This window comes from Streptomyces sp. PTL18 (genome assembly GCF_059510295.1).
This window is the reverse complement of record NZ_JCAJZO010000011.1, coordinates 44,852-59,370: the sequence shown is the minus strand read 5'-3', so window position 1 is coordinate 59,370 and position 14,519 is coordinate 44,852. Positions and strand designations below refer to the sequence as shown.

The window sequence follows — 14,519 nt, the reverse complement described above, 5'->3', positions numbered from 1 at the left end:
GCAGTCGTCTAGCGCAGCCGCTGCGAGATGACTTTGGACACACCGTCGCCCTGCATGGAGACGCCGTACAGCGCGTCGGCGACCTCCATCGTCCGCTTCTGGTGCGTGATCACGATCAGCTGCGAGGCCTCCTGCAGCTCCTGCATGATGCGGATCAGCCGCTGCAGGTTGGTGTCGTCGAGGGCCGCCTCGACCTCGTCCATCACGTAGAACGGGCTGGGGCGGGCCTTGAAGATCGACACCAGCAGGGCGACGGCCGTCAGCGACCGCTCGCCGCCGGAGAGCAGCGAGAGCCGCTTGACCTTCTTGCCCGGGGGCCGCGCCTCGACGTCCACGCCGGTGGTGAGCATGTTGTCCGGGTCGGTCAGGACCAGCCGGCCCTCCCCGCCGGGGAACAGCCGGCCGAAGACGCCCTCGAACTCCCGGGCCGTGTCGCGGTAGGCCTCGGTGAACACCTGCTCGACGCGCTCGTCGACCTCCTTGACCACCTGGAGCAGGTCGGCGCGGGTCTTCTTGAGGTCGTCGAGCTGCTCGCTGAGGAACTTGTGGCGCTCCTCCAGCGCGGCGAACTCCTCCAGGGCGAGCGGGTTGACCTTGCCGAGCTGCTGGTAGGCGCGTTCGGCGGCCTTGAGCCGCTTCTCCTGCTCGGCGCGCACGAACGGCTTCGGCCGGTTGCGCGGATGCTCCGGGTCCTCGGGCAGCTCTTCGCCCTCGGCGGGCAGGGAGGGCGGTACGAGCTGGTCGGGGCCGTACTCGGCGACCAGGACCGCCGGCTCGATGCCCAGTTCCTCCAGCGCCCTGGTCTCCAGCTGCTCTATGCGCAGCCGCTTCTCGGCGCCGAGCACCTCGCCGCGGTGGACGGAGTCGGTGAGCTTGTCCAGTTCGGCCTTGAGGTCGCGGCCGTGTGCGCGGGCCGCCGCCAGTTCCTCCTCCCGGCGTGCCTTGACCGCCTCGGCGGCGGCGCGCTCGGCCTCCGCCCGGCTCAGGGAGACCTCGACATGGGCGAGGAGCTGCCGGGCACCGGAGGCGACGGCCTCCGCGACGGCCGCCTCATGGCGCAGCCGGGCCCGCCGCTGCTCGGCACGTGCGCGTGCCTCGCGTTCGGCGCGGGCGGCCCGGTCCAGGGAGTCGGCGCGTCCGGCCAGGCCCTTGACGCGTTCCTCGTGGGTGCGGACCTGGAGGCGGGCCTCCATCTCGGTCTGCCGCGCGTTGGCGCCGTCGGCCGCGAGGCGGTCGCGTACGGAGGTGTCGGGCTCCTCCTCGACCGGCATCTCCTCGGCGACGGCGAGCCGCTCTGCCAGTTCCTCGACCTCCTGCAGGGCCTTGTCGAGCGCCTCCTGGGCGCGCGTGGCGGCGGCGGCACTGCGCTCGGCCTCCCCGGCGGCCCCGCGGGCCTGCCCGGCCAGCCGGCCCAGCTGCTGGGCGACCTGGGACTTCTCCCGCTCGGCCGCCCGCCGCCGCTCCCCCAGCTCCTCCACGAGCGCGGCACACTCCGTGCGCCGCTCCCCCGCGAGTCGCTGCGCCTCGGCCAACTCCTCGTACCGCACGGCGAGTTCCTCCAGCTCGGCGGCGGCCTCGGCGACAGAGGCCTGCACCTCCAGCAGGCTGGGCGCCCCGGCGGACCCCCCGTGCGCGAAGTATGCCCCGAGGAGATCGCCCTCGGCGGTGACGGCGGTCAGCTCGGGCCGTGCCCGGACCAGTTCCTCTGCGTCCTCCAACGTGCTCACGACGACGATGCCGCGCAGCAGCCGGCGTACGGCGGGCATGAGGTCGGCGGGGCCGCGGAGGAGATCGGCGGCGAAGGGGTTCCCACCGGAACCGCCGCTGCTGTCCGGGGCCGCCGGCTCCTGGGGTGCCCCGGCCACCAGCAGCGCCGCCCGTCCCCCGTCCTGCTTGCGCAGCAGGCGCAGGGCGTCGGCCGCCGAGGCCGGGTCCGCCACCGCCAGGGCGTCCGCCGCCGCGCCGAAGGCCGCCGCGAGGGCGACCTCATGGCCCGGGGTCACCGTCAGCAGTTCCGCGGCCGGGCCGAGCAGGCCGGCCAGGCGGTCCTTCGCCTCCAGCAGGGCGCCGGTGCCGTCCTTGCGGCGCAGGCCCATGGCCAGGGCGTCATGCCGGGCCTGGGTCGCGGCGCGCGCCCGTTCCGCCGCCGTGGCCGCCTCGCGTGCGGCCGTGAGCGCGGCCTCCGCGTCGGTGAGCGCGGCCTTGGACCTCTCGTGCCGCTCGGCCAGGTCCGCGTCGCCCGCGTCCAGCCCGTCGACCTCGGCCTTCAGGGCCTCGTACTCCTCCTGGGCGGCGACGGCGCGCTGCTGTGCCTCGTCGCGCGAGGCGGCGAGCCGGTCGATCTCGGCCTGGGCTGCGGCCGCGCGTGAACGGGCGGCGCCCACCTGGCCGCTGAGCCGGGCGAGCCCTTCGCGCCGGTCCGCGATGGCGCGCGCCACGTCCTTCAGGCGCCGTTCCTCGAGCGCCAGTTCGCGCTCCAGCTCGGCCCGGTGCGCGACCGTGTCCTCCAGGGCGCGCTCGGCGGCCTCCAGGGCCGCCTCCAGCTCGGCCTCCTGCTCGCGGATGCGGGCGGCCTCGCGCTCCATGTCCTCGGGGTCGCGTCCGCGCCGCTCCTCCGGCGGCTGGGAGGTGGCGCTCTTGACCCGGGCGTCGGCCAGCGAGACGGTGCCGCGCACCCGCTCCGCCAGCTGCGAGAGCTCGTACCAGGTCTGCTGGGCCCGGTGCAGACGCGGCGTCAGCTGCCGTGCCTCGTCCTCCAGGAGCGCCTCGCGCTGCAGGGCCCTCTTCAGCTCGGCCTCGGCGGCCTCCTTGCGTTCCTTCAGCGCGGCCTCGTCGGCGATCTCGGCCTTGAGGGCCTCCCGGAACCGTACGAGGTCGTCGGCGAGCAGGCGCAGCCGGGCATCGCGCAGGTCCGCCTGGATCACGGCCGCCCGGCGGGCCACCGCCGCCTGCCGGCCCAGCGGTTTCAGCTGGCGGCGCAACTCGTCGGTGAGGTCCTGGACGCGGGCTAGGTTCGCCTGCATGGCGTCCAGCTTCCTGAGCGCCTTCTCCTTGCGCTTGCGGTGTTTGAGGACGCCCGCGGCCTCCTCGATGAAGGCGCGGCGGCCCATGGGGTCGGCGTGCAGGACGGAGTCGAGCTGGCCCTGGCCGACGATCACGTGCATCTCGCGGCCGATGCCGGAGTCGGAGAGGAGTTCCTGGATGTCGAGGAGACGGCAGGTATCGCCGTTGATCTGGTACTCGCTGCCGCCGTTGCGGAACATGATCCGCGTGATGGTGACCTCTGAGTACTCGATGGGGAGGGCGCCGTCGCTGTTGTCGATGGTCAGCGACACCTCGGCGCGGCCGAGCGGCGGGCGGCCGGTGGTACCGGCGAAGATGACGTCCTCCATCTTGCCGCCGCGCAGCGACTTGGCTCCCTGCTCGCCCATGACCCAGCTGAGCGCGTCCACGACATTGGACTTGCCCGAGCCGTTCGGGCCGACCACACACGTGATCCCCGGCTCGAACCGGAGCGTGGTCGCCGAGGCGAACGACTTGAAGCCGCGGAGGGTCAGGGCCTTGAGGTGCACGCCGCCGGACTCTACCGCCCGGCCCTGTCTCACTCCATGAACCCGCGGTTTCACCCCTGAACGCGCAGGGCACATCATCCGTTGAAGACAGCGAAGGGGTGCGCGGGGGCGACGAGGTTCGCGGGGGCAAGAAAGAAGGGACGCCGAAGCGTCCCTTGCAACTCTGACAACTCCAGCGGTGGGTACGGGCACCCCGACCACTGCTGGTGCCGTGGCGTGATGCAGTGATCAGGTGAGCGCAGGCTCCGCCTGGTGTGCGTCGACGCTCTCCATGAGCCTGTCGTGAGAAGCGGTAGCCGTAGACAGCGCGTCGTTCTCCGCCTGGATTCGTACGAGCTCGGCTTCGAGTTCCTGGACGCGCTGCTGAAGCCGTCGCATCTCGGCGAGGAGTCGCGGGTCGGAGCCGCCGACGTAACCGAGAAGCGCCTTTGCCATGATGGATGGTCCTCCACACTGAGTGACCGACCGATGCGGTGTGGGTCGTGAGGGATTCGCACCCGCGGTGCCCGGCATGGTGAGTTCTACGCCGTTCTTCCATGCCAAACAGCTAAGGTGCGCGGGGCTTTCAGCGTCTCACCAAAAAGTTTGACGGTCAACACGATCACGCCCTGCGATGGAGGGCGACCCGGGGGCGCGGCCCTGAACGGGCGGCGCTGCGGCTCCTGCGGGGCCCTGCGGGCGTGGAGATCATCCTTACCCGCGGAGCCTGCCACGGCAAGCGGTTCTTGGCAACCACCAGCACCTTTCCCTCCAGGGCAGATGCCGTCGGCATGCCCCTCCGCCGAGAAGCGGGGGTCCGCGGGCTCCGGCTCAGCGGATCGCGAAGCCGTCGTAGCCGCCGCGGGGCGTGTCCCAAATCTCAGTGACTCCGTCCACACGCCCGGGTGTGTCGTCGCCCCGGAGCCACTCCAGCAGCCCCTCGCAGCCCTTCCGTGGCCCCTCGGCCACCACCTGGACCCGTCCGTCGTCCAGATTGAGGGCAAAACCATTCAGGCCGCCGATCTCCAGCGCCTTGGCCCGGGTGAACCAGCGGAAACCCACCCCCTGGACACGTCCGCGCACCCACGCGACCAGCCGTGCGTCGTCGTTCATGGGTGCACGCTAACCGGCCAATGTCCCTCCCGGCACATCCGCCCCGTGCGCGATGCGGTACCGTCCCCACCCATAACTCTCACGTGAAACTCACACGATCGTGTGAGTTGCGCCGACCGCAAGACCAGGAAGGCCAGCAATGGGACGCCACCGACGCTCCGCCGCCGGACGCGCCGCCACGGGGGGCCGCGCCAAGAGGGTCACCGAGAGCCACTCCACTTCGCCGGAGCGCTACGGCCCGGAGAACCTCTACGGCTTCGCCGCGGTCCTGGAGGCCGAGCGGCGCGCGACCCGATCGCATCGCAGGAAGAAGGCCCCGACGCCGGTGCGCACGGGCCTGCTGGGCGTCTCCGCCGCCGTGGCGCTGGGCACCGTGGCGGTCGCCGCCGGGGTGCTGCCGGGCGGCAACCACTTCTCGGTGAGCGGTGACCCCGGCGATGTGCAGGCCGGCGGCAGCACCACGCCGTCGGGCTTCGCCACCCAGCAGGGCGGTACGAGCGGTCCCGCGAACGACCGCGGGTCCAGCTCGACCAGCCGCGACGCCGACCGCTCGCCCACGCCTGCGACGACCGCGACCCCCTCCACCCCCTCGGCGTCCTCTCCGGCGCCGACGACCCAGCCCGCGCGGACGCCGTCCCCCTCGGCGACGGGAACCACGGCGACGGCCGCGCCGCCGTCACAGCAGCCCGCGAAGCCGCAGGTGACGATCCCGTCGCAGAAGGCGACCTCCGAGGCCGCCGCCGCGGCCGAGGTGATCAAGCTGGTCAACCAGGAGCGGGCCAAGGTGGGCTGCTCCCCGGTGACCCCGAACGGCCCGCTGCGCAAGCTGGCGGAGGCGTTCAGCGCGGACATGGCCGCGCGGAACTTCTTCGACCACACCGACCCCGACGGCAAGGACCCCTGGCAGCGGGCGGCCGTACTCGGCATAACGGACCTGGGCGGCGAGAACATAGCCCGCGGCCAGGCGACCCCGCAGGACGTCATGGACGCCTGGATGAACAGCCCCGGCCACCGGGCGAACATACTGAACTGCGACTTCACGACGCTGGGCGTCGGAGTGCACTTCGGCTCCGGCGGCCCCTGGTGGACGCAGGACTTCGGCTACTGAGATAACCGCAGGTCAGAGCCCTGGGAACCTTCCTGGGCCGTCGCTGGGCCGTCATCCCCCCGCAGGTTCGTCCTCCCGGAAGACGTGATCAACGGCGGCCCGGGTCCGGGTCCCACTCGACGGCATCAGGTGCGTGTAGGTGCGAAGCGTGAAGCCGGGCTCGTGGTGGCCCAGGTACTCGCTGAGGGCTTTGATGGGGCTTTGATGCTCTCCCCCGCATCGAGGAGCACCGAGGCGCAGAAGTGCCTCAGCGCGTGCATGCCGTTCTCCCGACCCGTTTCGACGCCCGCAGTTCGAAGTGCCGGCCGCCACACGCGGTCGTTGAAGCGGTTCCGGTCCAGAGCCGGCCCCATGGAACCAGTGAAGATCAAGGACGCGGTGACGGGCGGACCGTCAAGGCCCGCTGCGCTCGCTCGTCCGGCGGCCGACGGAAGCTGGGACCACGCCCGCTCCACAGCGCGTGGGTCCGATTGAGCACATCGAGTGCAGGTTGATGGCGCCGCGAATGTTCTGGCTCTGCGGCGGAGAGTCGCCATGATCAAGCCCCGCAGGCCTCAACAATGTTCGTGACTTGCTCCACATTGCCCTATATGACCCATATCCATTGATATTCTGATCAGAATCGAGGATACGATCTTTTAGTAATGGAGTAGCACATTGGCGTTCACTTTCCGTAATCCTGCGTGTACGGCTCCGCGTAGCATGCAGGACCTACGCCTGGTGGATCACCGAGCTGGGCCGGCACTCGTTCACCGGCATACCTTGCCGCAACCACGATCCGTGCTGGCCATCGCCTTGCTGCTCATTCTCGCGATCACACTCATCGATCTCCAGGTGCCTGGCTCAATTCATCTCGCCGACCTGCTGATCATGGTGCCGGTACTGACTTCCTGGTACGCGAGCTCCCGGGTGACCTCACTTGTCGCCGCCATGGCCGTGTCGGCTTTGACAGCCATCTTCCTGGTCCACAAATCGGCGAACCCACCACAGGCGGCTGCCCTCCTTGCGACCTCGGTGGCCATCACGATCGCCCGGCACCTGACGGAACACGGACAGCGGAAGCTGGTCCAGTTGCGCGCAGTCGCCGAGGCCGCGCAACGCGCCATACTGCCTCCCCTCCCCCACCGACTCGGCCCTCTTCGCCTGGCCTCGACGTACCTGGCGGCAGAGGACGAAGCACGCATCGGCGGAGATCTCTACGCCGCCGTGCGCACGCCCACGGGGACACGGTTGATCATCGGCGATGTTCGAGGCAAGGGCCTGCCGGCGGTCGGCACCGCCGCCCACACCATCAGCACGTTCCGCGACGCCGCCCGCCGGCTGACCACGCTGCCGGAACTCGCCGCCTACCTGGATTCAAGTGTCCGCAGCAACGCATCCGAAGCGGTGTGCCCCGAGCAGACCGAAGAGGCGTTCGTCACCGCCACCCTCCTCGAAATCCCCGACGCCGAGCCCCTCGTGCGGAGCGTCACCTGCGGACACCCCCCACCGCTACTGCTACGCGCGAACGACGTCGTGCGCCTGGAAGCCGGCCAACCCGCGCCTCCGCTGGGCCTGGGCGCATTGACGCAAACCACCTACCACCTCGACACCTTCGCCCTGGGGGCCAGAGACACCCTCCTCCTCTACACCGACGGTGCCATCGAGGCCCGCAATGCCGACGGCGCGTTCTACCCGCTCGCCAAACGACTCACCCCCCAGAACCACCGCCATCCCACGGCACTCCTCAACCACCTCCGCAGCGACCTTCTCAACCACGTCGGCGGCCGGCTCGACGACGACGCCGCCTTGGTCGCCATCGAACGTCAGCCCGCTGACGACACACCCACATCGGTTGCCGAATGGACCTGTGATGAGTGTGGCGTCATCGAATCACGCATGTCCGGTCGGCCGTAGCCGGCGGATCCTGACGGCAGAGGACGACGGCAACGGAACCGTACGCGGACCCAGGCGGTAGTAGTGGGACTGTCCTGAGCCTTTGGAGCAGCAACGCGGCAGCGCGCATGCAGCTGTGAATGAACTGCGGAAGCGGCGCCAGCGGAGTGCTGTACAGCAGGGAAGTACAGCAACCACCGCAACCCCTTCCGACCACAGGCGGCCCCCGGCCCCCGTTTGATGTGCCCAGCAGACCTCAACGACCGCCGTGCCCATGGTTCGCATCGAGGGGGCACCGCGACGTCCCCCGGGCCGTCTCCGGGCCGTGCGAGGGTGCTCAACGACAACCAACGCCGACCACCGACGCCGACAACCGCCGACAGCCGAGTCGCAGGTCGCAGCGTTGATCAATCACACGGCCGCAGGTCAGGGACCCGGCCCTTCACTTCTTCGGCCACTGACGCGCTCCTGCACCACCACAGTCGTACGACCGTGCCCCCCACCCGTCCCGGGTGGGGGGCACGGTCGCGTGCGGGCGGTCGGCTCAGGCGGCGGCGCGGCCGAGCGTGAAGACGCGTGCCGCCTCCGCGACGCGGCGGCCGAGGTGCCGGGCGGTGGCGATGTCGGCCTTGTGGACGGCCTCCGGGCCCTCGTCGCTGTTGGTCTGGGCGGCCGCCCCGGCGAAGACGCCGAGGCGGTTGAGGTCGTTCTCGGAGCCGGTGCTGGCGTTCCAGCCGGGGTGGAGCCCGAGGTTGACCCAGTGCATGCCGTGCTGTGCGGCCAGGATCTGGAAGAACTGCAGGGTGTGCAGCTTGTCGCCGCTCTTGGAGGCGGAGTTGGTGAAGCCGGCGGCCAGCTTGTCCTGCCAGGCCCGCCCGAACCAGCGCTTGGAGGTGGCCTCGGCGAAGACGTGGAAGGCGCCGGACGCGGTGCCCATGTAGGTCGGCGAGCCGAAGACGATCGCGTCCGAGGCGTCGAGGGCCGCCCACTGCTCCTCGGTGATCTCGTCGACCTTGATCAGGTGGGCCTGGGCGCCGGCCTCGGCGGCGCCGTCCCGTACGGCCTCGGCGAGGACGGCGGTGTGGCCGTATCCGGAGTGGTAGGCGATGGAGACAACAGGGCTGGTCACGATTCGCTCTCCTCAGAACATCACGAAACGGCGGCCGCGAAGAGGTTCGCAGCTCACCGGCGGCGAGAAAAGGAAAGCACTAACCAATAGTTAGTGCAACCTCGTGGTTAGCGCTGTGCTCGCGTACGCTTGGAACATGAACAGCACCCACACCGGGGAGTGCACAGGGGAACAGGACCTCGCGTACGACGTGTTCGCCAAGGCCTGCCCGTCCCGCGGCACTCTGGAGCACGTCACGGGCCGCTGGGGCGGACTCACGCTCGGCGCCCTGTACGAGGGATCGATGCGCTTCAACGAGCTGCGCCGCCGGGTCGACGGCGTCAGCGAGAAGATGCTGTCCCAGACCCTGCACGCACTGGAGCGGGACGGCCTGGTGCACCGCGAGGCCCAGCCCACCAACCCGCCCCGGGTCGACTACGAACTGACCCCTCTCGGCCGCGAGGTCGCCGAGCGCCTGCTGGCCCTCATCCACTGCGTGGAGGGCCGTATGCACGACGTCCTGGCGGCCCGCGAGCGTTACGACGAGATGCGCGGCGCCCTCTGACAGCTCGGGCAGAAGTAGCTGGAGCGGTTCATCCAGGCGCGGCGGCGCAGGGGCGTGGTGCAGCGCCGGCAGGGCTCGCCTTCACGGCCGTACGCGTCCAGCGACCGGTCGAAGTAGCCCGACTCCCCGTTCACGTTGACGTAGAGGCTGTCGAAGCTCGTGCCGCCGACGGCGAGCGCCGCGTTCATCACGTCCCTGATGTGGCCCAGGAGTTCCGCGGTACGGGGGCGGGTGAGGCCGGCGGTGGGGCGCTCGTAGTGGATGCGGGAGCGCCACAGCGCCTCGTCGGCGTAGATGTTGCCGACGCCGCTGATCAGCGACTGGTCGAGCAGGGCCCGTTTGACGGTGGTGCGCTTGCGGCGCAGCGCCTGGTGGAAGGCCTCGTCGTCGAAGAGCGGGTCGAGCGGGTCGCGGGCGATGTGCGCGATGACGTCGGGCAGCCCGTCGGGGGCGGTGTCGTGCAGCGAGAGGCCGCCGAAGGTGCGCTGGTCGACGAAGCGCAGCTCGGTGCCGAGGGCGTCGTCGAAGCGGAACCGGATCCTGAGGTGCTTCTCGTCCGGCGCCCCGTGCGGCTGGACGAGAAGCTGACCGCTCATGCCGAGGTGGGCCAGGATCGCCGTGCCGGTGGTCTCGAGGGGGACCCAGAGGTATTTGCCGCGGCGGCTCGGGGTGCCGATCCGCTGCCCCTTCAGGCGGTGCGCGAAGTCGTCCCCGCCGGCCGGGTGGCGACGTACGGCCCGCGGGTGCAGCACCTCGACGTCGGCGACCGTCCGGTGGGCCACCCAGCGCCCCAGCCCCCGCCGCACGACTTCGACCTCGGGCAGCTCGGGCACGGACTCCTCCGGAGGGGTGAGCAGGGGACGACGTCCGCAGCGTACCTCTTGGCCAGGAAGGGGTGACGCCCCGTCCGCAGCGGCGGGACGAGGCGCGCGGCGGCCGGTGGGTACCGGCACGGAAGACCGGCGCGGCGCGCACACGGGCGGACGCGGCCCGGGAAAACGGAACCGCCCCGGCAGTGCCGGGGCGGTTCCGTGATGAAGGAATCAGGCCGTGGCCGTGTCGCTCGCCGGGGCCGTGGCGGCGGACTCGACGGCCCCGTCGGGGGCCCCCGCCTCGGCCGCCGCCTTCGCGCGTGCGTCCGCGGCGGCGCGGATGGAACGCCAGGCCGACTCCGCGGCCTGCTGCTCCGCCTCCTTCTTGCTGCGGCCGGTGCCGGTGCCGTACGAGACGCCTCCGACGCGGGCGGCAGCAGTAAAGGTCTTCTCGTGGTCCGGGCCGGTCTCCGTGACCAGGTACTCGGGCACGCCGAGCCCCTCGGTCGCGGTCAGCTCCTGGAGGCTGGTCTTCCAGTCCAGGCCGGCACCGAGATTCGAGGACTTCTCGATCAGCGGGTCGAACAGGCGGTGCACCAGCTCCGCCGCCGAGTCCAGCCCCTGATCCAGGTACACAGCACCGATCACCGCTTCGAGGGTGTCGGCGAGGATGGACGCCTTGTCCCGGCCGCCCGTGCCCTCTTCACCCCGGCCGAGCCGGATGAAGGAGCCCAGATCGAGCCCGCGACCCACTTCCGCCAGCGCACGCGAGTTGACCACCGCGGCCCGCAGCTTGGCCAGCTGGCCCTCGGGCAGGTCGGGGTGGGTGCGGTACAGCGTGTCGGTGACGACGAGGCCGAGCACGGAGTCCCCGAGGAACTCCAGGCGCTCGTTCGTCGGCAGACCGCCGTTCTCGTACGCGTAGGAGCGGTGGGTCAGCGCACGCACCAGAAGGGCGGACTCGACCTTGTAGCCGAGCCGCCCTTCCAGAAGCGTGTGGGACGAGGCTGTGTTGTCCGCCTTCTTCCTGGCGTGTGGGTCCGCCTTGGCGTCAGACATCAGACCTCTCACCAGCCGCTCAGACCTCGAGGACCTGGCGCTTGTTGTAGGTGCCGCACGACGGGCACGCGATGTGCTGCTGCTTGGGCTCGTGGCAGCGCTCGCACGCGACCAGGGTGGGGACCGCAGCCTTCCACTGCGACCGGCGGTGGCGCGTGTTGCTGCGCGACATCTTCCGCTTCGGAACAGCCACGGCTACTTCTCCTGCTTCTCGTCGACGCCCGCTTCGGCGCCGCTCGTGTCGTCCTTGTCGCCACTCTGGAGTGAGTCGGCGACTCCCTGCAGTGCCGCCCAACGGATGTCGACGGCGTCATGGTGGTGGTCCGGGTCGTCCGCGAGCCGCGCCCCGCATGCGGAGCACAGGCCCGGGCAGTCTTCCTGGCACACCGGCTGCATCGGCAGTGCGAGCACCACCGCATCGCGCAGCAGAGGTTCGAGGTCGAACAGGCCGTCCTCGAGGAAGAACCTGTCCTCGTCGTCCTCGGCGTCGTCGCCCGGTTCCGCGATCACGCGGCCCCGGTCGTCGGCGTCAGGGTACGAGAACAGTTCCTGGAAGTCCGCTTCGAGCTCCAGCTCGACCGACTCCAGACACCTTACGCACTCCCCCTCGGCCCTGGCACGGGCGGTGCCCGTGACGAGCACCCCCTCCATGACCGACTCCAGCCGGAGCTCGAGCTCCACCGGGGCGCCTTCCGGCACTCCGATGACCCCGCGGATACCGAAGTCCTTGGGGGCGTCGACCGTGCGGGTCAGGCGCTGCAGCGCACCAGGCCGCCGACCCAGCTCGTGCGTGTCGAACACGAGGGGGTTGCGGTGGTCGAGGCGGGCGTTCAGGGCCATTCCTGCTTTCGGTCTTCCGAGCTCGGGGGAACGCTGCCCTCCGGTGTTCCCGGGCAGCGTTGATCGCGGACGTCTACGAAACAGCGTGTGCGTACGCGCGACCGAAGAGCCAGGATACTGGACCTTCCGCTCTCGGCCCAATCCGGTGCGCCGAAGGGGTCCTGGGACGCCTGCGACGGTTGCGCTCAGTGACCGCCGCGTTCCTGCTCGTAGGCCCGCAGCTGCTCGGCGCTGATCATGCTGGTGTCGAAGAGACTGGTCTCGTCGAGGGCGTTCCCCTGCGCGTACCCCTGTCCGCTCCGGCCCTGGTCGTACGCGACCTGCTGGTCGTAGCCCTGCGCGGCGGGGTAGGCGGCGTAGGGGTCGGCCTGCTGGTAGCCGTAGGCGTCCTGCTGGGCGTACGTGTGCTGGTAACCGTACTGGTCGGGCTGCTGGTACCCGTACGGGTCCTGCGCCTGCGCGTAGGCCGGCTCGCTCTGCTGGGCCGGGACGGCGGGCGCCGGGTCCGGGGTGTCGGCGAGGGCCGCGAGGTCGGCGAGGTAGTCGGCGTCGCTGGTGTGCTGGACGGTGGTGGTGTCACCGGCAAGGGCGCCGAGGTCGTCGGTGGCGATCCGGCCGTGCAGCTTCTGGCGGCCTTTGCCGACGGCCTCCAGCGTCTTGGCGAGGACGGCCTCGAAGGCGCCGAGCTTGGCGTCCACGTAGGAGTCCGCGTCGCGGCGCAGGGTCTCCGGGTCGTGGCTGCGCTCGGGGGCGTCCTCGTCCTCGTAGCCGTTCTCGTCGAGGCCGGGACCGGTGCCGAGGAGCTTCTCGCGGCCGCGGCCGACCGAGCCGAGGGTCTTGGTGAGGACGACCTCGAAGTTGGCGAGCTTGGAGTCGACGTAGTCGTCGGCCTCGGCGCGGATCTCCTCGGCCTCCTGACGTGCCTCGGCGAGGATCCGGTCGGCCTCGGCCTGGGAGCGGCGGGCGACCTCGGTGTCGGAGATCAGGGAGCCGCGCTGGGCGTGGGCGCTCTCGATGATCCGCTCGGCCTCCTGGCGGGCCCGTTCGACCATCTGCTCGCGGTCGCCGATGAGCTCCTGGGCCTCGGCCAGCGAGTCGGGCAGCGCCTGGCGCAGCTCCTCCAGCATCGAGAGCAGCTGGGCGCGGTTGACCACGCACGACGCCGACATGGGCATGGACCGGGCGCTGGAGACCACCGCGACGATCTCGTCGAGCTTCTTCTGCACGTCCACCGTGTGCTCGCCACTCTCTACGGATGTGTTGGAGACGGACGGATCGACTGTACGGCCACTGCCGCCCCGCCCGACACCGAGTGACGGGCTGTCAGATTTCTTGGAGGTCCCGCCGGGGACCGCTCAGTCCTTCTTCAGGCGCCGGGTGAGGGCTTCGAGGACGACCGGGGGGACCAGGTGGGAGACGTCCCCGCCCCAGGCCGCGACTTCCTTGACGAGCGAGGAGGACAGGAAGCTGTAGGTGGGGTTGGTGGGGACGAAGAGGGTCTCGACACCGGAGAGGCCGTTGTTCATCTGGGCCATCTGCAGCTCGTAGTCGAAGTCGCTGACGGCGCGCAGGCCCTTGACGATCGCGGGGATGTCGCGCTGCTTGCAGAAGTCGACGAGCAGTCCGTGGAACGCCTCCACCGTCACGTTCCCGAACTCGCTGGTGACCTGGCGGATCAGGTCGATCCGCTCGTCGATCTCGAACAGGCCCTTCTTGGCCTTGTTGATCATCACCGCGACGTACACCTCGTCGTACAGCCTGGAGGCGCGGGCGATGATGTCGAGGTGTCCGTTGGTGATCGGGTCGAACGACCCGGGACAGACGGCGCGGCGCACTTGTGATCCCTCGCTCTCCGGTCCGGTCATCGTACGTCTTCGCACGTAGAGGCGGCGCGACCGTACCAAAACGTTCCCTCGCCGTAGCGACGGGCCCGGATCGCGTCGAAGCCGTCCGGCCACCTGAATTCCCCGCCTCTGGTGCTGCGCTCCACGGTGACGAGGACGTCGGCCGCGAGCCAGCCCCCCGAGCGGAGTGTGAGCAGGATCTCGCGAAGATCGTCGTCGGACACGGCGTACGGCGGATCGAGGAAGACGATGTCGTACGGGTCCGCCGGCGCCGATGTCCGGATGACCTGTTCCGCTTTGCCCGCCCTGACTTCGGCGCCGGGCAGACCGAGCGCCCGGACGTTCTCGCGGACGGTGCGGGCGGCGCGGGCGTCGGCCTCCACCAGGAGGGTGTGGCCGGCTCCGCGGGACAGGGCCTCCAGGCCCACGGCGCCGGAGCCGGCGTACAGGTCGAGGACGCGTTCGCCGTCCAGCGGGCCGCCGAGGAGGGCCTGCCAGGTGGAGAAGAGGCCCTCGCGCGCGCGGTCGGAGGTGGGGCGGGTCCCGTGTCCGGGGGGAACGGCGAGGCGGCGCCCGCCGGCGCGACCGGCGATCACGCGGGTCATCTCTTCGGTCCTTGTCGGTCTGCGGTGGGTGACGTCTGG

Annotated in this window: 14 protein-coding genes and 1 pseudogene; 3 read left to right on the top strand and 12 right to left on the bottom strand. The window is 70.7% G+C overall.

Annotated elements, in window-relative coordinates; all coding sequences use genetic code 11:
- Positions 1-8: 8 nt before the first annotated feature.
- The 3 genes from smc to AC5WS8_RS21775 form a co-directional block, all read right to left on the bottom strand.
- A complete protein-coding gene (gene smc / locus AC5WS8_RS21785; protein ID WP_496105116.1) occupies positions 9-3,572 on the bottom strand; it encodes a chromosome segregation protein SMC in 3,564 nt (1,187 codons plus the stop codon).
- 228 nt (positions 3,573-3,800) lie between these two features.
- On the bottom strand, positions 3,801-4,007 hold the full coding sequence (locus AC5WS8_RS21780; RefSeq protein ID WP_496105115.1) for a hypothetical protein: 207 nt from the start codon (positions 4,005-4,007) through the stop codon (positions 3,801-3,803).
- A gap of 375 nt (positions 4,008-4,382) precedes the next feature.
- Positions 4,383-4,664, bottom strand: a complete 282-nt coding sequence (locus AC5WS8_RS21775) for an acylphosphatase (RefSeq protein WP_496105114.1) — start codon at positions 4,662-4,664, stop codon at positions 4,383-4,385.
- Positions 4,665-4,803: 139 nt separating this feature from the next.
- Between AC5WS8_RS21775 and AC5WS8_RS21770 the strand changes: the two genes are divergently transcribed.
- The gene (locus AC5WS8_RS21770) at positions 4,804-5,772 is read left to right on the top strand and encodes a CAP domain-containing protein (protein ID WP_496105113.1); all 969 of its coding nucleotides are present in this window, start codon (positions 4,804-4,806) and stop codon (positions 5,770-5,772) included.
- Here AC5WS8_RS21770 and AC5WS8_RS21765 read toward each other — a convergent pair.
- Positions 5,766-6,170: pseudogene (locus tag AC5WS8_RS21765) on the bottom strand (tyrosine-type recombinase/integrase); the annotation flags it as partial. The gene AC5WS8_RS21770 and the pseudogene AC5WS8_RS21765 sit on opposite strands and share 7 nt — an antisense overlap.
- Before the next feature lie 382 nt (positions 6,171-6,552).
- Between AC5WS8_RS21765 and AC5WS8_RS21760 the strand changes: the two are divergent.
- A complete protein-coding gene (locus AC5WS8_RS21760; RefSeq protein ID WP_496105112.1) occupies positions 6,553-7,668 on the top strand; it encodes a PP2C family protein-serine/threonine phosphatase in 1,116 nt (371 codons plus the stop codon).
- Positions 7,669-8,191: 523 nt separating this feature from the next.
- Here the strand turns inward: AC5WS8_RS21760 and AC5WS8_RS21755 are convergent.
- A complete protein-coding gene (locus tag AC5WS8_RS21755) occupies positions 8,192-8,776 on the bottom strand; it encodes a flavodoxin family protein (RefSeq protein ID WP_496105111.1) in 585 nt (194 codons plus the stop codon).
- 136 nt (positions 8,777-8,912) lie between these two features.
- On the opposite strand from AC5WS8_RS21755, the gene AC5WS8_RS21750 reads away from it, so the two are divergent.
- A complete protein-coding gene (locus AC5WS8_RS21750) occupies positions 8,913-9,320 on the top strand; it encodes a winged helix-turn-helix transcriptional regulator (RefSeq protein ID WP_496105110.1) in 408 nt (135 codons plus the stop codon).
- On the opposite strand, the gene mutM is transcribed toward AC5WS8_RS21750, so the two are convergent.
- From mutM to rsmD, 7 genes are all read right to left on the bottom strand, one after another.
- Positions 9,293-10,153 (bottom strand): bifunctional DNA-formamidopyrimidine glycosylase/DNA-(apurinic or apyrimidinic site) lyase, encoded by an 861-nt coding sequence (mutM, locus tag AC5WS8_RS21745; protein ID WP_496105109.1) that lies wholly within the window; start codon positions 10,151-10,153, stop codon positions 9,293-9,295. The two genes, AC5WS8_RS21750 and mutM, sit on opposite strands and share 28 nt — an antisense overlap.
- A gap of 210 nt (positions 10,154-10,363) precedes the next feature.
- On the bottom strand, positions 10,364-11,191 hold the full coding sequence (gene rnc / locus AC5WS8_RS21740; RefSeq protein WP_496105108.1) for a ribonuclease III: 828 nt from the start codon (positions 11,189-11,191) through the stop codon (positions 10,364-10,366).
- Positions 11,192-11,210: 19 nt separating this feature from the next.
- Positions 11,211-11,384 carry a 50S ribosomal protein L32 gene (rpmF, locus tag AC5WS8_RS21735; RefSeq protein ID WP_003951102.1) on the bottom strand — a complete coding sequence of 58 codons (174 nt, stop codon included), beginning with the start codon at positions 11,382-11,384 and terminating at the stop codon, positions 11,211-11,213.
- Between the two features lie 2 nt (positions 11,385-11,386).
- Positions 11,387-12,031: a YceD family protein gene (locus AC5WS8_RS21730; RefSeq protein ID WP_496105107.1), complete on the bottom strand. Its 645-nt coding sequence runs from the start codon at positions 12,029-12,031 to the stop codon at positions 11,387-11,389.
- 185 nt (positions 12,032-12,216) lie between these two features.
- A complete protein-coding gene (locus tag AC5WS8_RS21725; protein ID WP_496105106.1) occupies positions 12,217-13,263 on the bottom strand; it encodes a F0F1 ATP synthase subunit B in 1,047 nt (348 codons plus the stop codon).
- A 123-nt stretch (positions 13,264-13,386) separates the two neighbouring features.
- Complete coding sequence (gene coaD, locus AC5WS8_RS21720; protein WP_496105105.1) at positions 13,387-13,896, bottom strand: pantetheine-phosphate adenylyltransferase; 510 nt, start codon at positions 13,894-13,896, stop codon at positions 13,387-13,389.
- On the bottom strand, positions 13,893-14,480 hold the full coding sequence (gene rsmD / locus AC5WS8_RS21715; protein WP_496105104.1) for a 16S rRNA (guanine(966)-N(2))-methyltransferase RsmD: 588 nt from the start codon (positions 14,478-14,480) through the stop codon (positions 13,893-13,895). The genes coaD and rsmD overlap by 4 nt, the downstream gene beginning before the upstream one ends.
- Positions 14,481-14,519: the final 39 nt, after the last annotated feature.

Bases quoted from the DNA above. Each gene is read 5' to 3' on its own strand.
- AC5WS8_RS21780 (WP_496105115.1), bottom strand. From the start codon at position 4,007: ATGGCAAAGGCGCTTCTCGGTTACGTCGGCGGCTCCGACCCGCGACTC.
- AC5WS8_RS21775 (WP_496105114.1), bottom strand. From the start codon at position 4,664: ATGAACGACGACGCACGGCTGGTCGCGTGGGTGCGCGGACGTGTCCAG.
- AC5WS8_RS21770 (WP_496105113.1), top strand. From the start codon at position 4,804: ATGGGACGCCACCGACGCTCCGCCGCCGGACGCGCCGCCACGGGGGGC.
- AC5WS8_RS21750 (WP_496105110.1), top strand. From the start codon at position 8,913: ATGAACAGCACCCACACCGGGGAGTGCACAGGGGAACAGGACCTCGCG.
- rnc (WP_496105108.1), bottom strand. From the start codon at position 11,191: ATGTCTGACGCCAAGGCGGACCCACACGCCAGGAAGAAGGCGGACAAC.
- AC5WS8_RS21730 (WP_496105107.1), bottom strand. From the start codon at position 12,031: ATGGCCCTGAACGCCCGCCTCGACCACCGCAACCCCCTCGTGTTCGAC.
- coaD (WP_496105105.1), bottom strand. From the start codon at position 13,896: ATGACCGGACCGGAGAGCGAGGGATCACAAGTGCGCCGCGCCGTCTGT.
- rsmD (WP_496105104.1), bottom strand. From the start codon at position 14,480: ATGACCCGCGTGATCGCCGGTCGCGCCGGCGGGCGCCGCCTCGCCGTT.